At 70.8% G+C, this 16,698-nt stretch carries 14 protein-coding genes; 10 read left to right on the top strand and 4 right to left on the bottom strand.

Annotated features, from left to right (window positions below):
• Nucleotides 1–395: 395 nt before the first annotated feature.
• Nucleotides 396–845 (top strand): PTS sugar transporter subunit IIA, encoded by a 450-nt coding sequence (locus tag H9Y04_RS39140; protein WP_187818987.1) that lies wholly within the window; start codon nt 396–398, stop codon nt 843–845.
• 77 nt (nt 846–922) lie between these two features.
• Entirely contained in the window at nt 923–2,593 is a 1,671-nt protein-coding gene (gene ptsP / locus H9Y04_RS39135; protein WP_187818986.1) for a phosphoenolpyruvate--protein phosphotransferase, read from the top strand.
• A 63-nt stretch (nt 2,594–2,656) separates the two neighbouring features.
• On the opposite strand, the gene H9Y04_RS39130 is transcribed toward ptsP, so the two are convergent.
• Nucleotides 2,657–3,541: a DUF8829 domain-containing protein gene (locus H9Y04_RS39130; RefSeq protein ID WP_187818985.1), complete on the bottom strand. Its 885-nt coding sequence runs from the start codon at nt 3,539–3,541 to the stop codon at nt 2,657–2,659.
• Between the two features lie 95 nt (nt 3,542–3,636).
• Nucleotides 3,637–5,613 (bottom strand): acetoacetate--CoA ligase, encoded by a 1,977-nt coding sequence (locus tag H9Y04_RS39125; protein ID WP_187818984.1) that lies wholly within the window; start codon nt 5,611–5,613, stop codon nt 3,637–3,639.
• Between the two features lie 281 nt (nt 5,614–5,894).
• Here H9Y04_RS39125 and H9Y04_RS39120 point away from each other — a divergent pair, with 281 nt between their 5' ends.
• Nucleotides 5,895–8,252 (top strand): glycoside hydrolase family 31 protein, encoded by a 2,358-nt coding sequence (locus H9Y04_RS39120; RefSeq protein WP_187818983.1) that lies wholly within the window; start codon nt 5,895–5,897, stop codon nt 8,250–8,252.
• Between the two features lie 251 nt (nt 8,253–8,503).
• Here the strand turns inward: H9Y04_RS39120 and H9Y04_RS39115 are convergent, their stop codons facing one another.
• Nucleotides 8,504–9,037, bottom strand: a complete 534-nt coding sequence (locus tag H9Y04_RS39115; RefSeq protein WP_308801771.1) for an NUDIX domain-containing protein — start codon at nt 9,035–9,037, stop codon at nt 8,504–8,506.
• 184 nt (nt 9,038–9,221) lie between these two features.
• On the opposite strand from H9Y04_RS39115, the gene H9Y04_RS39110 reads away from it, so the two are divergent.
• Nucleotides 9,222–10,040 (top strand): M15 family metallopeptidase, encoded by an 819-nt coding sequence (locus tag H9Y04_RS39110; RefSeq protein ID WP_187818981.1) that lies wholly within the window; start codon nt 9,222–9,224, stop codon nt 10,038–10,040.
• 48 nt (nt 10,041–10,088) lie between these two features.
• Here H9Y04_RS39110 and H9Y04_RS39105 read toward each other — a convergent pair whose 3' ends face one another.
• Complete coding sequence (locus tag H9Y04_RS39105) at nt 10,089–10,718, bottom strand: LUD domain-containing protein (protein WP_187818980.1); 630 nt, start codon at nt 10,716–10,718, stop codon at nt 10,089–10,091.
• A 218-nt stretch (nt 10,719–10,936) separates the two neighbouring features.
• Between H9Y04_RS39105 and sigJ the strand changes: the two genes are divergently transcribed.
• The 6 genes from sigJ (at nt 10,937) to glpK (ending at nt 16,681) form a co-directional block, all read left to right on the top strand.
• Complete coding sequence (gene sigJ, locus H9Y04_RS39100) at nt 10,937–11,857, top strand: RNA polymerase sigma factor SigJ (protein WP_187818979.1); 921 nt, start codon at nt 10,937–10,939, stop codon at nt 11,855–11,857.
• A gap of 94 nt (nt 11,858–11,951) precedes the next feature.
• Nucleotides 11,952–12,140, top strand: a complete 189-nt coding sequence (locus H9Y04_RS39095) for a hypothetical protein (RefSeq protein ID WP_187818978.1) — start codon at nt 11,952–11,954, stop codon at nt 12,138–12,140.
• A 280-nt stretch (nt 12,141–12,420) separates the two neighbouring features.
• On the top strand, nt 12,421–12,843 hold the full coding sequence (locus H9Y04_RS39090; protein WP_187818997.1) for a Zn-ribbon domain-containing OB-fold protein: 423 nt from the start codon (nt 12,421–12,423) through the stop codon (nt 12,841–12,843).
• On the top strand, nt 12,840–14,030 hold the full coding sequence (locus H9Y04_RS39085; RefSeq protein ID WP_187818977.1) for a lipid-transfer protein: 1,191 nt from the start codon (nt 12,840–12,842) through the stop codon (nt 14,028–14,030). The genes H9Y04_RS39090 and H9Y04_RS39085 overlap by 4 nt, the downstream gene beginning before the upstream one ends.
• Before the next feature lie 335 nt (nt 14,031–14,365).
• Entirely contained in the window at nt 14,366–15,094 is a 729-nt protein-coding gene (locus tag H9Y04_RS39080; protein WP_187818976.1) for an MIP/aquaporin family protein, read from the top strand.
• A gap of 72 nt (nt 15,095–15,166) precedes the next feature.
• Complete coding sequence (gene glpK, locus H9Y04_RS39075) at nt 15,167–16,681, top strand: glycerol kinase GlpK (protein ID WP_187818975.1); 1,515 nt, start codon at nt 15,167–15,169, stop codon at nt 16,679–16,681.
• Nucleotides 16,682–16,698: the final 17 nt, after the last annotated feature.

Genomic DNA, 16,698 nt, shown 5'->3' with positions numbered 1-16,698 from the left:
ACGCTGTTGAGTTCTCAAGGAACGGACGCTTCCTTTGTACTCACCCTCTCGGGCTTTCCTCCGGGCTTCCCTTCGGTGATTCAGACTCTATCAGGCCTTTTCCGTCTCTCTGACCACCGTCCTGCGAGCACGCAGAACTAGATTCAGAGTTAGGATCTAGCTTGATTGAGGCTGCCTGGGTCGGGCGCTTGGAGCGCTCCGTCGTCCCGGGCAGGAGTACGACAGTACATCTCGCTTCCGACGGACGCAAATCAGCGCTGGAAGGTCCTAGGTCCGTTGAACCGGGACTAGTTGTGCGGAAGCGGGACTTCTTATGACTTACGCTTCTGAACAGTGCGTCGTCCAGGACAGGTAGTGACGGCGTGTACAGACTCTCCACCCCTGGGAGGCTCCTCATGACGTCTGTGACGTCCCCCCTCGCCGGCCGGGCCATCGGGCTCGCGGCCGTGCCCGACCCGGTGTTCTCCGGTGCGATGGTCGGCCCCGGTACTGCTATCGACCCCGTGCGTGAAGCCGGCGCCGCCGTCGCGCCCGTCGATGGCGTTGTCGTCTCGCTTCACCCCCACGCTTTTGTCGTCGTCGACAGTGAGGGCCACGGTGTCCTCACGCACCTGGGCATCGACACCGTTCAGCTGAACGGCGAGGGCTTCGAGCTGCTCGTCAACAAGGGCGACACCGTGCAGCGCGGCCAGGCCGTCGTGCGTTGGGACCCCGCGGCCGTCGAGGCTGCCGGCAAGTCTCCGGTGTGCCCGATCGTGGCGCTCGAGGCCACGGCCGAGTCCCTCACCGACGTCGTCGAGGGCGGCGACGTGAAGGCCGGCGACGCTCTCTTCAGCTGGAAGTGACGTCATCGCCGCCCAAGGCGGCAGGTACGACATCCACCGCGGCGGCTCGGACCGTCGCATCTATCGGAGACGGTGAAATGGAGACAACGCTGCGAGGCGTCGGCGTGAGCCACGGTGTGGCGATCGGCGAGGTTCGGCACATGGGCACGGCGGTACTCGAGCCGCCGGCCAAGCAGATTCCCGCGGAGGAGGCGGAGCGCGAACAGGGGCGCGCCCGGCAGGCGGTCGAGGCTGTGGCCGCCGATCTGAACGCGCGGGGCAATCTGGCCGGCGGCGAGGCGCAGGCGGTGCTCGAGGCGCAGGCCATGATCGCTCAGGACCCGGAGCTGATGGCCGACGTCGACCGTCGGATTGCTGTGGGCAGCACCGCTGAGCGCGGTATCTACGACGCGTTCTCGCACTACCGCGAGCTGCTCGCGGGTGCCGGTGAGTACATGGCCGGTCGTGTGGCCGACCTGGACGACGTGCGGAACCGTATCGTCGCGCGTCTGCTCGGTGTGCCGATGCCGGGCGTGCCGGACAGCGACAAGCCGTACGTACTGATCGCCCGTGACCTGGCGCCGGCGGACACCGCGCTGCTCGACCCGGCGCTCGTGCTCGGCTTCGTGACCGAGGAGGGCGGGCCGACCAGCCACAGCGCCATCCTCGCGCGTGCGCTCGGTGTGCCGGCCGTCGTCGCCCTGCCGGGCGCCGGTGAGCTGCCCGAGGGCACGGTCGTCGCGGTGGACGGCAGCACCGGTGAGATCTTCGTCGACCCGACCGCCGAGAAGCGTGCGGAGCTGGAGGCCGCTGCCGAGGAGCGCAAGGCCGCTCTGGCCGCTTCTTCCGGTCCTGGTGCCACCTCCGACGGGCACAAGGTCCCGCTGCTCGCCAACGTCGGCGGTCCCGCCGATGTGCCGGCGGCCGTCGAGGCGGGTGCCGAGGGTGTGGGTCTGTTCCGCACCGAGTTCCTGTTCCTCGACGACAGCAAGAAGGCGCCGTCCGAGGAGAAGCAGGTCGAGGCGTACCGCAAGGTGCTCGAGGCCTTCCCCGAGGGCCGTGTGGTCGTGCGTGTGCTCGACGCCGGTGCCGACAAGCCGCTGGACTTCCTGACGCCGACCGACGAGCCCAACCCGGCGCTCGGTGTCCGTGGTCTGCGCACGCTGCTCGAGAACCCCGAGATCATGCGGACGCAGCTGACGGCGCTCGCCAAGGCGGTCGAGGGTCTGCCGGTGTACCTCGAGGTCATGGCGCCGATGGTGGCCGACCGCCAGGACGCCAAGGCGTTCGCCGACGCGTGCCGTGAGGCCGGGCTGCAGGCGAAGTTCGGTGCGATGGTCGAGATTCCGTCGGCCGCGCTGCGGGCGCGTTCGGTGCTTCAGGAGGTCGAGTTCCTCTCGATCGGTACGAACGACCTCGCGCAGTACACCTTCGCCGCCGACCGTCAGGTCGGTGCCGTGTCGCGTCTGCAGGACCCGTGGCAGCCCGCGCTGCTCGACCTGGTGGCGCTGTCGGCCGAGGCCGCCAAGGCCGAGGGCAAGAGCTGTGGCGTCTGTGGCGAGGCCGCTTCGGACCCGCTGCTCGCCTGTGTGCTGACCGGTCTCGGTGTGACCTCCCTGTCCATGGGTGCCGCGTCGATTCCTTACGTGCGCGCGACGCTTGCCAAGTACACGCTCGCCCAGTGCGAGCGCGCCGCTGCCGCCGCGCGTGCCGCGGAGTCCGCGGAGGAGGCCCGCGCTGCCGCGCAGGCCGTGCTGTCCGGCGAGTGAGCTTGAGCTGATCGCTGTCGAAGGGGCGTCCCACCGCAAGGTGGGGCGCCCCTTCGGCGTTCCTCAGTGCGGATGCCCCTCGAATGGCCCCAGGTCGGGTGCCGTGCAGTAGTCGACGCCGGATTCCGGGGGCAGGGGTTCGCCGGAGAGGGTGTCGGTGCAGTAGGCGTCGAACACCTCCGCGGCGGTCAGCGCCTGGAGCAACTCTCCCTGGAGGCGCCAGCCTTGGACCCGGTCGCGGTGATCGGGGCTGCTGGTGCGCATCACCAGGCCTCCGGGGCTCGTGGTCGCGATCGCGACGGCCAGGACCGAGGCGAATTCCATGGCGGCCTGCTCGTCCAGCTCGATACGGCCGTCCGGGTCCGTGGCGGTGTGCAGGGCCGCGGTGAGGTCATGGGTGGGCAGCGAGGCGCTGCACACCAAGTGGTGGGCTCCCGGCCCCACCGTGTCGAGGACCCGGGTCAGGAGTCGGGCGGCGGCGGCGAAGGCCGCGCGGCCGATGTCCTCGCCGCAGTCGGCGCACTCTCCGATGCCGGCCAGGACGGAGCCCGTGTACTCCCAGGTGGACTGACGGAGCGACTCCTCGATGAGGTCGGGGACGAGGGCGTCCAGTGGGCGGCCGTCGTAGGCGATGGTGGCGCCGGTGGCCGCGAGGTCGGCGGCGAAGCGGCTCCGGCTGGCGGAGCGGTCCGGGTCCAGGCCCGTGTCGGCGCAGAACTCCTCGTACTCCTCGGGGTCGAAGAGTGCGAGGGTGGTGTGTCTGCCCTGGCCGTCCCGTGCTTTGAGCAGGCCCTCGACCTGCTGCAGATAGACGGCGTGGTCGTCGAAGGCGAAGCTGCGGTAGTGCCGCATCTCCGCGAAGTCGGCCTCGTCGGCGAGCAGGCCGATCGTGCCGGCGACCTCACGGCGCAGTGCGCGCCGCATCGTGTCCTGCTTGGTGTGCGCCATGCTTCCCCCTGAACACATTCCGACCACGGATGGTCATTGCGCACTCACCGTAAGTGGTGGCACTGACATCGGCGTTCAGGGGGAAGCGGGGCAGGTCAGCGGCGGTTGCGGGCCAAGTCGGCGTAGAACTCGAGCAGTTCCAGGTTGTCGACCGAGCCGGGGTTGACCGCCTTGTCGAGCGGGGCGCCCTGGAACAGGCGCTTGACCGGGACCTCGATGCGCTTGCCGGTGAGGGTGTGCGGGACGCCGGGGGCCTCGATGATCTCGTCCGGGACGTGGCGCGGGGAGAGCTGTTCGCGGATGGTCTGCTTGATGCGCGTACGGAGGTCGTCGTCCAGGACCGCGCCGGGGGCGAGGTGGACGAAGAGGGGCATCCAGTAGCCGCCGTCGGGCTGTTCGATGCCGATGACGAGGGATTCGCGGATCTCCGGGAGGCGTTCGACGGCCTCGTAGATGTCGGCGGAGCCCATGCGGACGCCGCCGCGGTTGAGGGTGGAGTCGGAGCGGCCGTGGATGACGACCGAGCCGCGGTCGGTGATCGTGATCCAGTCGCCGTGGCGCCAGACGCCGGGATAGGTGTCGAAGTAGCTGTCGTGGTAGCGGCTGCCGTCGGGGTCGTTCCAGAAGTGGATCGGCATGGACGGCATGGGGTTGGTGACGACGAGTTCGCCGACCTCGCCGGTCAGGGGCTTGCCCTGGGGGTCCCAGGACTGGAGGTCCGTGCCGAGGCAGGGGGCCTGGAGTTCGCCGATGTGGACGGGCAGGGTCGGGACGGCGCCAGCGAAGCAGGAGCAGACGTCGGTGCCGCCGCTGACGGAGGCGATCCACAGGTCCGCGCCGTCGACGGCGACCTCGTCGTGCAGCCAGCGGAAGCCGTCGGGCGGGAGCGGGGAGCCGGTGGTGGCGACGCACTGGATACGGGAGAGGTCGTGGTCGCGGCCCGGGTGGACGCCGGCCTTGCGGCAGGCCATCACGTAGGCGGCGGAGGTGCCGAAGAGGGTGGCGCCGGTCTGTTCGGCGATGGACCACTGGGCACCCGTGTCCGGGTAGCCGGGGCTGCCGTCGTACAGGATCACCGTGGTGCCGGTGAGGAGGCCGGAGACGAGGAAGTTCCACATCATCCAGCCGGTGGAGGTGTACCAGAAGAAGCGGTCCTCGGGGCCGAGGTCGCAGTGCAGGCCGAGCTGCTTGACGTGCTCGACGAGGATGCCGCCCTGGGACTGGACGATCGCCTTCGGCAGGCCCGTGGTGCCGGAGGAGTACAGGACCCACAGGGGGTGGTCGAAGGGGACCTGCTCGAAGACCGGCTCGGTGTCGGAGGAGGTCAGGGCCGACCATGCGAGGGCGCCTTCGGGGGGCTCGCTGCCCAGGAGCGGGATGTGGACGACCGCGCGCAGGGAAGGCAGTTCGCGGCGGAGTTCGGCGACGGTGTCGCGGCGGTCGTGCTCCTTGCCGCCGTAGCGGTAGCCGTCGACGGTGAACAGGACGACGGGTTCGACCTGTTGGAAGCGGTCGAGGACGCTGCGGGCGCCGAAGTCGGGGGCGCAGGAGGTCCACACCGCGCCGACGGCGGCGCTGGCGAGGAGGGCGACGACGGCCTGCGGGATGTTGGGCAGGTAGCCGCTGACGCGGTCGCCCGGCCGGACGCCGAGGGCACGGAGTTCCGCGGCGAGGGAGCCGACCTGGCGGCGGAGTTCGGACCAGGAGACGGGGCTCTGCTCGTGGGTCTCGTCCACATAGAGGAGAGCGGGTTCGTCGGGGCGGTCCGCGGCCGCGCGCAGGGCGTGCTCCGCGTAGTTGAGGGTGGCGCCCGGGAACCACTGGGCGCCGGGCATCGAACGGTCGCCGAGCACGCGCTCGTACGGCGTGGAGAAGCGGATGTCGAACCACTCGACGACGGCCTGCCAGAAGGTCTCGAGGTCGGTGACCGACCACCGGTGCAGGGCCTCGTAGCCGCCTTCCGCGGGCGCGCCGTGGTGTGCGGCGGCCCAGTTCTGGAAGCGGGTGATCCGGGCGGCGGCGATCCGGGCCTCGTCGGGCTGCCACAGGGGGTGCGGTGCGGCGGTGGACATCGTGCGGCTCCCAAGCGGTACGCGGTGTGGACGCGGTGGGCGTGGGCCGCACCCGTACCGGGTCCTGCGGAACGATGTGCGGCTCACAGGGACGATGCCACGTGATCGACTTCCGCACCATAGTGGTCTCCCACACGTCCGGGGATCGCGGGGCGTGCGGGGGTGGTGATGCACCACAGCACCGGCCGCGGCGGACGCCGCGTGAAGATGTGGGCCCGCGCCGGGTGAACGGCAGTTGAACGCCCCTTGTGCGCCCCTTGTGTGGTGGCAGGGTGAGCCGCATGAACGGTCATGATCTGGTGCGATCCGTACGAGCGGTCGGCATGGTGGGGGCGGCACAGGGGCTGCGGACGGTGCGCGCGGCGTGGCGCAGGCAGCGGGCGGACGCGGCCGGGCTGCCGCGGCGCGGCGCCGAGCGGGCGCGGGTGCCGGGTCCGGTGACCGGGGTCGAGCCGGGCCCCGGTGGAGGGGTCGTGCGGTTCGCGCGGTCGGAGCTGCGGGTGTGCGTGACCGGGGGCGGCGCCGTGTTCTGGGGGTGGGACGGTGCGGGTCCCGAGCCCTCGTACGCGCTGACGGGTCCCCGGCCCGAGCCGGATCCGCGGGCGTTCCTGGAGCCGGACAAGGACGGCGGCTGGCGGGTGGTGTCGGAACGGGTCATGGTCGTGGTGTCCCGGCACGGCACGGTGGAGGTGCGCACTCCGGGCGGGGTGGTGCTGCGGCGGGATCTGCCGCCGCGCTGGTGGGAGCCGGCCGGCGGGGGCGGTGCGCGGTGGGTGCAGCGCTCCGAAGTGGGCGCCGACGCACGGTTCTTCGGGCTCGGTGGGCGGGCGGCGGGGCCGCGGCTGCCGGACGGTACGTACCGGCTGTGGAACACCGATCCGGGCGGGTCCTTCGCGCCGGGTGACGATCCGTTGTATCTGACGATGCCGGTGCAGATGGTGGTGGCGGACGCCGGGACGCACCTGGTTTTCCACGACAACAGCTGGGACGGGACGGTCTCGCTGCGCGAGGGCGAGGAGGGCGAGGGTTCGGGGCACGACCGGCCGGGGACGGTGGAACTGCGCATGGACGGCGGGCCGTTGCGGTGCTGGGTGGTGGTGGGGACGCCGGCCCGTGTGCTGCATGCCTGGGCGGGGCTGACCGGGTCTCCTGCCGTACCGCCGGCGTGGGCGCTCGGGTATCAGCATGCGCGGTGGGGGTTCGGGTCCGCCGCGGAGGTGCGCAGGGTCGTCGACGGGTACCGGGAGCGGGGGCTGCCGCTGGCCGCCGTACATCTGGACATCGATCACTATGACGCGCATCAGGTGTTCACGGTCGATCGCGAGAACTTCCCCGAACTACCCGCCCTGGCGCAGGAGTTGCGCGAGCAGGGGACGCGGCTCGTGTCCATCGTGGATCCGGCGGTGAAGGCCGAGCCCGGGAATGCGCTGTTCGATGCGGGCAGGGCCGAGGACGCCTTCGTACGGGATGCGAAGCGGCGGCTCGTACGAGGAGTGGTGTGGCCCGGTGAGTCCGTGTATCCCGACTTCACGGCGCCGCATGTGCGGGACTGGTGGGGGCGGCAGTACGCCGAGCGTCTCGGGCAGGGGTTCTCCGGGTTCTGGCATGACATGAACGAGCCGGTGTCGTTCGCCGCGTTCGGCGACCCCTCGCTGCCGCGGTCGGCGCGGCACGCCCTGGACGGGCAGGGGGGCGATCATCGCGAGGCGCACAACGTGTACGGGCTGTGCATGGCGCGTGCCGCGTACGAGGGGCTGTGTGAACTGCGGCCCAAGGAGCGGCCGTTCCTGTTCTCGCGCTCGGGGTGGGCGGGGTTGCAGCGCTATGGCGGCACCTGGTCCGGGGATGTGGAGACCAGCTGGGCGGGGCTGCGGGCCTCGTTGTCGCTGGTGCTTGGTCTGGGGCTGTGCGGGGTGCCGTATTCGGGGCCGGATGTGGGCGGGTTCGACGGGCGGCCGTCCGCCGAGCTGTATCTGCGGTGGTTCCAGCTGGGGGCCTGGCTGCCGTTGTTCCGTACGCACTCGGCGATGAACGCGGGGCGGCGTGAGCCCTGGCAGTTCGGGGCGGAGGTGCTCGGACACGCACGGGCGGCGTTGGCGGAGCGGCAGCGGCTGCATCCGTATTTCGTGACGCTCTCGCAGCTCGCGGCGCTCACCGGGGCGCCCTATGTGCGTCCGCTGTGGTGGTCGGCGCCGGAGGACCGGGCGCTGCGGGACTGCGACGACGCGTTTCTGCTGGGTGATGCGCTGCTCGTGGCGCCGGTATTCGAGCCCGGCGCGGACCGGCGCGCTGTGCGGCTGCCGCGGGGGCGGTGGTACGACACGGTCGGTGAGCAGGCCTATGACGGGCCGGGGCAGGTGCTGCTCGACGCTCCCTCATCCCGTATTCCGGTGCTTGCACGGGCGGGGACCGTCGTGCCGGTACGCGGGGACGACGGCGAGTTGGAGCTGGAGGTGTGGGCGCCGCTGCGCGGGCGTACCGGCGGCGGCCTGGTCGTACGGGATCCCGGGGACGGGTGGGGGCGGGCCGAGGTCGAGCGCTATGTGACGCGGTGGAAGAACGACCGGGTGGTGGTTGTGCGGGAGACGGACTCGGGGGTGGAGGAGGTCAGGGAGAGGGTGCGGGTGCGGGGGGTGTGAGGGTGGGGTCCGGTGTGGTGGTCGGTGGCATGTCGAGCGTGGTCGCCGGTGGCATGTCGCATGTGGTGGTCGGCGGCACGTCGCCAGCACGAGGGTGGTGAGGGCCGGTGCGTCGGCCGGTACGGCTCGGCGGATGGTCAGCGGATCCATACGGATGAGTACAGGGGTGGGTGCAGGTATTGCCCCTTACACCCCTTACCCCTTACGTCCCTTACCGCTTAGGCCCCTTGCCGCTTACACCCCTGCTCTGGTCACGCGTACCGGCCTTCGAACCACGCTGCTGCCGCGACCGTATGGAGGGGGAAGCCGAGAGCGGCCGGGGCGCGCAGGAGTGAGCGGGCGGTGGTTTCGGCGGTCGGCTTGAAGGGCGGGAGCTCCGCGGCGGGGCGCGGTGGCAGGACGCCGAAGAGAAGGAGATGGCCGTCCGGGGAGCTCAGGGCGTCCGCCAGACGGACGTCGCGGTCGTCGGCCTCGATGCCGGTCTCCTCGCGCAACTCCCGTACCAGCGCGTGCCGCCAGTCCTCGGTGTGGTCCACGAAGCCACCGGGCAGGGCGAGTTGGCCGTGGGCGGGCTCGATGCCGCGGGTGATCACGAGCAGGCCCATGCCCTCCGTGTCGTGCACGGGCTGCAGGGCGACCGCAACCGGAATCGGGTTGCGGTACGCGACGGTGCCGCAGGCAGGACAGGTTCGAGGCCAGCCGGAGACGCTCCCGTACGGGGCGCCGCAGCTCGAACAGTGGGAGTCCTGGGCGGACTTGGCGGGGAAGGATACAGGGTCGGACACGGGCGGGACTGTAGCGGAACGCCGACACGCCCGTGCAGGCGCCTCCCCCGTCGGCTGAGGTACTCGCCTCATCGGGCCGTCCCGATCGGCAGGGCGGCGGCCCGCTTCGGGCTCCGTTCGCTCAACTCGCCCGCGGGGCCCCACCCTTCCCATGCGCCCCGTCCGGCTGATAGATGGATGGGGCATGACTCGCCTTTCGCGTACGCGCACCATGTGGCGCACCCTCGCCGTCGCCGCTGCCGCCCTGCTCGGTGTGACGGCGGTGCCGGCCACGGCCGGCGCCGAGCCGGAGCCCAAAGCGCCCTCGGAGTTCGTGGCGCTGGACCGGGTGGATCCGACGATCCTGCAGGAGATGCGCTACACGACGCCGCACAACTTCGTGGGCGAGCGCATCGACGGATACCGCCAGCCCGTCTGCATCCTGACGAAGCCGGCCGCGATGGCCCTGCGCAAAGCACAGCGCTCGCTCCTGAAGCAGGGCTACTCGCTGAAGGTGTACGACTGCTACCGGCCGCAGCGGGCCGTGGATCACTTCGTGCGGTGGGCGGAGGATCTGGCGGACGAGCGGATGAAGACGGAGTTCTATCCGAACGTCGACAAGTCCCGCCTGTTCGCGGACGGTTACATCGCCGAGAAGTCGGGGCACAGCAGGGGCTCGACCGTCGACCTCACGCTCGTGAAGCTGCCTGCGCAGCCGACGCGGCCGTACGTGCCGGGCGAGCCGCTTGTGCCGTGCTTCGCGCCGGCGGATGAGCGCTTCCCGGACAGTTCGGTGGACATGGGCACGGGATACGACTGCTTCGACACGCTGTCGCACACGGATGATCCTCGGATCACGGGGGTGCAGCGGGCGAACCGGGATCTGCTGCGCGGGACGCTGGCCGAGGCGGGGTTCGTCAATCTGCCGGAGGAGTGGTGGCACTTCACGTACAAGCCGGAGTTGTTCCCCTCCACGTACTTCGACTTTCCGGTGAGCCGTAGGTCGGTGGCCGGGAATCGGTGAGGGCGGACCCCAGGCCCCTGCCCGGTGCCGGGCAGGGGCCTTGTGCTGTCAGAAGCCCAGGGGTTCGCGGAGCAGCAGGACCGTGGCGCGGCCCGGGTGGGGTTCGGCGTTGAGGATGAGGAGTTTGTTCGGGGCGCTGGGGACTCCGTAGGCCTCCAGGGCGCGTTCGTTCTCCAGGGGCAGGCAGTGGTCCACGATGCGGCGCAACGCGGTGGGGAGGTCGGGGACCACCTTCTGGGCGCCGATGACCAAGATCATGTGTGGTGCCGCACCCGCATAGCCCGCGAGTTGGCTGCCGCTGGCCGAGGCGGCCACCAGGGAGCCGGTCTCGGTGACGGCGGCGACGCTGCCGAGGATGACGTCGGGTGTGGCGATCATCTGCCACATCTCGGTGAGCTGGGTGGCGCGGTCCATGGTCCTGCTGCGCGCCTTGACGGAGTCGTAGCGTCCGCTGTCGTTGATGTCCTCGTCGATGCCGGTGAGGCGGAGGGTTTCGCTGGCGCCGGTGAAGACCGTGGCGCCCTCCGGGATGAGGTCGGCCACGCGGGTGCGTGCGGCGGGGGCGTCGTCGAGGATCTCGGCGGCGAAGTGGTGTTCCCTGAGTGCCGCGGCCGCGCGTTCCAGGCTATCGGACGAGGCCGGTGCGGTGTACGGGGTGGCCGGGACGATTGTGGGCATCGTGCCTCCTGAGCAGGGGCGGGGGTGTGGCGGGCGCTGTTCCCCGCGCTTCGTCCGTACGACCACGCAGCGCGCCGGAATGTGAGGCGCGGTGCTGTCGACGGTGGCGGCGATGGCGGGCGATGGCGGCTGCGCCGGCGCCAATGACAACGTCACATTTGTGGCCGCCGTCTCGTCGTAGGGGGGACAGCGGCTACGGCGGAGGGACGGGTGGCGGGATGGGTATCACGGAGACGGGGAACGGGCAGCACGAGAGTGGAGTGGGCGAAGTCGTCGCCGAGCGGCGGCAGTTGACCAACATTGCTTATCGGCTGCTCGGCTCGCTGGCCGACGCCGAGGACGCCGTACAGGAGGCCTACGCGCGGTGGTACGCGATGACGCCGGGCGAGCGGGCCGCCATCGCCTCCCCTGGCGCCTGGCTGACGACGGTGACCAGCCGGGTCTGCCTCAATGTGCTCGGCTCGGCGCGGGCGCGCCGCGAGAGGTACGTGGGCGACTGGATCCCCGAGCCGGTGCCCGACGGTGCGGAGTGGGGCGCCGGGCGCGGCGGGGCGGTGGATCCGGCCGAGCGGGTCACGCTCGACGAATCGGTCGGCATGGCCTTCCTCGTCGTGCTCGACGCGATGACTCCGGCCGAGCGGGTGGCCTTCGTGCTGCACGACGTCTTCCGGTACCCGTTCGGCGAGGTGGCCCGGATCGTCGGCCGCACACCGGCGGCCTGCCGGCAGCTGGCCTCGTCGGCACGGCGCCGTATCCACGCCGCCGCTCCCCCGGTGCCGCCCCGGGACGAACAGGCCGCCGTGCTACGGGAGTTCAAGCAGGCGTGGGAGGCCAAGGACATCGCCGGGCTCGTCGGCCTGCTCGATCCCGAGGCGACGGCGATCACCGACGGCGGCGGTCTCGTCCAGGCCGTGGGTGAGCCCGTCGTGGGCGGCGCGCAGATCGCGAACGCGTGCGTGCGGCTCGCCGAACAGGTGGAGCTGACACTTCTCGAACGCACCGTCAACGGCCAGCCCGGCCTGGTCAGCGTGCAGGACGGGGTCACGGTGGCGGTGCTCGCGTTCGAGATCGCCGACGGCCGGATCCGGCGTATCTGGTCGGTGCGCAATCCCGAGAAGCTGCGGGCCTGGGCACGATGACCGGCCGTGACGCGGGACTGCGGAGCGGCCTCGGGCGGAGCAGCCGCGAGCGGAGCAACCGGCAGTACGGAAGCAAGTCGGCGCACCCGCCGAGGTGGGGCGCCACGTCCTGCCGACCGCGGACGAGTCGTCGGTGCGCGGCGCCGCCCGTGCGGTGAGCGAGCGGCACACCTGGATGAAGATGCCGGCCGAGCCCGGGGACATCGAGGCCTGGCTGGCGCCGGGCTGGGTGGCGCAGGCGGCCAGGACCACCCCCGTGGATCCTGGCCGCCTGGCGTGGTGAGGGGCTCCGGCTCTGCCTCAAGCGCCTCACCTCATCCGAGACGCAGTCGGACCGTTTCCGGTTCTCGCGGGAGCCGAATCCCTTCTGCCGCGGGTGCCGGATCCCTTCTCACTCGGGCCCCGATTCCCTTCTCGCGCGCATCCCGACTCCCTCCACAGAGGCAGCGCGGAGGACGTCCGAGCGGACGGCCGGGTGACGGGACCCCCCACCCCGTGGCAGACTTCTGACGTTCCGTCAGATCCGGTGCCGGGGAGGGGTCTTGTCTCGTACACGCACACCAGTGGTGGCCGATTGGTTCAGCGGCGAGGGGGAGAACTTCCGGCTGCTCGGTACGCAATGCGGCGACTGCGGTGCGGTGTTCTTCCCGCGCGAGGACGCCTTCTGCCGCAATCCGGGCTGTACGGGCGGTGAGCTCGCCGAGGTGCCGCTGTCCAAGCGCGGACGCATCTGGTCCTACACGGACGGGCGCTATCGCCCGCCCCTCCCCTACGTGTCCGATCCGGACGCCGCCTGGGAGCCGTACACGCTGCTCGCCGTGGAGCTCGAGGCCGAGCGGATGGTGGTGCTCGGGCAGGCGGTCCCCGGTGTGACCACGGCCGATCTGGAGGTAGGCATGGAGGTCGAGGCCGTGCCCGGCGTGCTCAACGAGGATGCCGACACCACCTGGACCACCTGGCACTTCAAGCCGGTGAGCACCCGATGAGCCGCGACGTGGCAGTCCTCGGCGCGGGGATGCACCCCTGGGGCAAATGGGGCCGGAGTTTCATCGAGTACGGAACGATCGCAGCGCGCACGGCACTTGAGGACGCAGGCGTCGACTGGCGTGATGTGCAGTCGATCGTGGGCGCGGACACGGTGCGCGGCGGCTACCCGGGCTATGTCGCCGGCGCCACGTTCGCCAAGGCCCTCGGCTGGCAAGGAGCGCGGGTCACCAGTGTGTACGCGGCCTGTGCCTCGGGTGCGCAGGCCATCAACACCGCCCGTACGCAGATCCTTTCGGGCCTCGCCGACGTGGTGCTCGTGGTCGGTGCGGACGCCGCGCCGAAGGGGTTCTTCCGGCCCGCGGGCGGCGACCGGCAGGACGATCCGGACTGGCTGCGCTTCCGGGTGCTCGGTGCCACGAATCCGGCGTACTTCGGTCTGTACGCGCGTCGGCGGATGGCCGTGCACGGGGACACGCTGGAGGACTTCGCGCAGGTCAAGGTGAAGAACGCGGCCTCGGGCGCGCTCAATCCGTATGCCCGTTACCGCAAGACGGTCACCGCGGACGAGGTCGCGGCCTCCGCGGTGGTGGCCGATCCACTGCGGCTGCTCGACATCTGCGCGACCTCCGACGGTGCGGCGGCGCTCGTCCTGTCCAGCATGGACTTCGCGCGCCGGCACGGGCAGCCGGATCCGGTGCGCATCCGGGCCGTCTCGACGGTCACACCGCAGTTCCCGCAGACCGTCCTCGATCTGCCCGACATCGCCACCGACTCCGCCGCGGCCGTGGAGCCGCCCGGGCGGACCTTCCGCGCCTCGATCGCGCATGCCGCGTACGAGGAAGCGGGGATCGGGCCCGAGGAGCTCTCGCTCGCGGAGGTGTACGACCTGTCCACGGCCCTTGAGCTGCAGTGGTACGAGGACCTCGGTCTGTGCGCCGCAGGCGAGGGGGCCAAGCTGCTGCGGGAGGGCGCGACCTCGCCAGGGGGCCGGGTGCCGGTCAACTCCAGTGGTGGGCTCGCCTCGTTCGGCGAGGCGGTGCCGGCGCAGGCCATCGCGCAGGTCTGCGAGCTGGCCTGGCAGCTGCGCGGGACGGCAGGAGAGCGTCAGGTGGCGGGAGCGCGGGCCGGGATCACCGCGAATCAGGGGCTGTTCGGGCACGGGTCCGCGGTGGTCGCGGTGCGGTGAACACCGCAGCGGCGCGGCGGCGCCAACGGCTTGATACGGCTGCGCGGACGGGACCGGAGCGCGAGGAACCGTTCCCGTCCGCGACCTTGACGCTCCTGCGGGCGCGGTGAACACTTCCGGGTGTCAGTCGGCATCGCCGCACGATGATGTCAAGCCGCCTTCAGGGCATCTGCCTGGTCAATTGGGCCTCCCCCACGGGCGATTCGGCTGCTACGGCACGCTCGTCACGGACGCCGAGCGGGGCGGACTCCCCCTGCCTTCGGCGCAGTAGTGGACACCGCACCCTGCACGGAGGACCGGGGCGTCAGGCTCCGGCTTGGGCCAAGGGAGCCGCCATGTACTCGAATGGGGACGTCTTCGTCGGTGAGATCATCGGCACCGCGATTCTGATTCTTTTCGGCGCCGGTGTGTGCGCCGCCGTCACACTGCACCACTCCAAGGCGAAAGCCGCCGGATGGGTCGTCATCGCCTTCGGCTGGGGTTTCGGTGTGCTCGCGGGTGCGTACACCGCGGCGCCGCTCTCCGGCGGGCACCTCAACCCCGCGGTCACCGTCGGGGCCGCTGTCGACAGCGGAGACTGGGACCAGGTCCACCTCTACATCCTCGGGCAGATGATCGGTGCCATCCTCGGTGCCGTCCTCTGCTGGCTGACGTACTACGCGCAGTTCCAGGCCAACGCCCAGGAGGACAAGGCGCAGCCGACCCTCGGGATCTTCTCCACCGGTCCTGAGATCCGCAATCCGGTGGCCAACATGGTCACCGAGATCATCGCGACCATCGGTCTGGTGCTGCCGCTCCTGGCGTTCGGTATGACCAAGGGCCTCGGGGATTCCGGAACGCTCGTCCTCATCGTCGCGTTCCTCGTCGTCGGCATCGGCCTCTCGCTCGGCGGCCCCACGGGGTACGCCATCAACCCCGCCCGTGACCTGGGTCCGCGCATCGCCCACGCACTGCTCCCGATCCCCAACAAGGGAACGTCCGACTGGGGCTACGCCTGGGTGCCGGTGGCCGGCCCGCTCATCGGCGGTGCGCTCTCGGGGCTCATCTTCAACGTGGCGTTCTGAGCAGCTTCATGAGCCGCTGCTCGCACAGCCTGCTGGGCCGCTGTCCGAGCAGCCATCCGAAAAGGGGAACCCATGCCGGATCGTAAGCACGTAGCGGCGATCGACCAGGGCACCACCTCGAGCCGCTGCATCATCTTCGACCAGGACGGCGCGATCGTCGCCGTCGACCAGCGAGAGCACCGCCAGATCTTCCCGAAGCCCGGCTGGGTGGAGCACGACGCGACCGAGATCTGGTCCAAGGTGCAGGCCGTGGTGGCCGGCGCGCTCGCCAAGGCCGGGCTGCGCGCGAGCGACCTGAGCGCGCTCGGCATCACCAACCAGCGCGAGACGACGGTCCTTTGGGACCGCGCGACGGGCAAGCCGGTGCACAACGCGATCGTGTGGCAGGACACGCGCACCTCGGCACTGTGCAACGAACTCGGCGGCACGGACGGCCAGGACCGCTTCCGTGACGCCACCGGGCTGCCGCTCGCCAGCTATTTCTCCGGGCCCAAGGCGGCCTGGCTGCTCGACAACGTGCCGGGGCTCCGGCAGCGGGCCGAGCGCGGCGAGATCGCCTTCGGCACGATCGACTCGTGGCTGATCTGGAACCTCACCGGCGGCACGGACGGCGGTGTGCACGTCACCGACGTCACCAACGCCGGACGCACCATGCTGATGAACCTCGAGACCCTGCAGTGGGACACGTCGATCCTGTCGGCGATGAACGTCCCGCAGGACGTGCTGCCCGAGATCAAGTCCTCCGCCGAGGTGTACGGCACGGCGGTGGGCCAGCTCGCCGGCGTGCCCGTGGCTTCGGCGCTCGGCGACCAGCAGGCCGCGGTGTTCGGGCAGGCCTGCTACGACACGGGCACCGCGAAGAACACGTATGGCACGGGCAGCTTCCTGCTGCTCAACACCGGTAACCGGCCGGTGCCTTCGAAGAGCGGGCTGCTCACGACCATGGGGTACCAGATCGGCGGCGAGGCGCCGGTCTACTGCCTGGAGGGCTCGATCGCGATCACCGGTGCGCTCGTGCAGTGGTTCCGCGACCAGCTCGGCATCATCCGCAGCGCGGACGAGATCGAGACGCTCGCGGCGAGCGTGGAGGACAACGGAGGCGCGTACATCGTGCCCGCGTTCTCCGGTCTGTTCGCGCCCTATTGGCGCTCGGACGCCCGGGGTGTGATCACGGGTCTGACGAGGTATGTCACCAAGGCGCACCTCGCGCGCGCGGTGCTCGAGGCGACGAGCTGGCAGACGCGTGAGGTCGTGGACGCGATGTACCAGGACTCGGGTGTGCACATCACGACGCTGAAGGTCGACGGCGGCATGACCAAGAACAATCTGCTGATGCAGCACCAGGCGGATGTGCTCGGTGTGCCCGTCGTCCGTCCGAAGGTCTCCGAGACGACCTGTCTCGGCGCGGCCTATGCGGCAGGGCTCGCGACCGGGGTGTGGAACGACCTGGACGAGCTCAAGGCGCACTGGCAGAAGGACGCCGAGTGGACTCCGCAGATGGGGGCCGAGGCACGCGACAAGGAGTACGGCAACTGGCGCAAGGCGGTGGAGCGCAGCTTCGGCTGGCATGAGGACGGCGAGGCCTGAGAGCAGGCGGAGCACGA

It is taken from the genome of Streptomyces polyasparticus, from assembly GCF_014493765.1.
Taxonomy (GTDB): domain Bacteria; phylum Actinomycetota; class Actinomycetes; order Streptomycetales; family Streptomycetaceae; genus Streptomyces; species Streptomyces polyasparticus.
The sequence above is the reverse complement of the archived record's forward strand: the minus strand, read 5'-3'. Positions and strand labels throughout refer to the sequence as shown.

Coding starts and splice junctions, on each gene's coding strand:
- H9Y04_RS39120 (WP_187818983.1), top strand. CDS start 5,895: ATGAACGGTCATGATCTGGTGCGATCCGTACGAGCGGTCGGCATGGTG.
- H9Y04_RS39105 (WP_187818980.1), bottom strand. CDS start 10,718: ATGCCCACAATCGTCCCGGCCACCCCGTACACCGCACCGGCCTCGTCC.
- glpK (WP_187818975.1), top strand. CDS start 15,167: ATGCCGGATCGTAAGCACGTAGCGGCGATCGACCAGGGCACCACCTCG.
- H9Y04_RS39085 (WP_187818977.1), top strand. CDS start 12,840: ATGAGCCGCGACGTGGCAGTCCTCGGCGCGGGGATGCACCCCTGGGGC.
- H9Y04_RS39110 (WP_187818981.1), top strand. CDS start 9,222: ATGACTCGCCTTTCGCGTACGCGCACCATGTGGCGCACCCTCGCCGTC.
- H9Y04_RS39130 (WP_187818985.1), bottom strand. CDS start 3,541: ATGGCGCACACCAAGCAGGACACGATGCGGCGCGCACTGCGCCGTGAG.
- H9Y04_RS39140 (WP_187818987.1), top strand. CDS start 396: ATGACGTCTGTGACGTCCCCCCTCGCCGGCCGGGCCATCGGGCTCGCG.
- H9Y04_RS39125 (WP_187818984.1), bottom strand. CDS start 5,613: ATGTCCACCGCCGCACCGCACCCCCTGTGGCAGCCCGACGAGGCCCGG.
- sigJ (WP_187818979.1), top strand. CDS start 10,937: ATGGGTATCACGGAGACGGGGAACGGGCAGCACGAGAGTGGAGTGGGC.
- ptsP (WP_187818986.1), top strand. CDS start 923: ATGGAGACAACGCTGCGAGGCGTCGGCGTGAGCCACGGTGTGGCGATC.
- H9Y04_RS39080 (WP_187818976.1), top strand. CDS start 14,366: ATGTACTCGAATGGGGACGTCTTCGTCGGTGAGATCATCGGCACCGCG.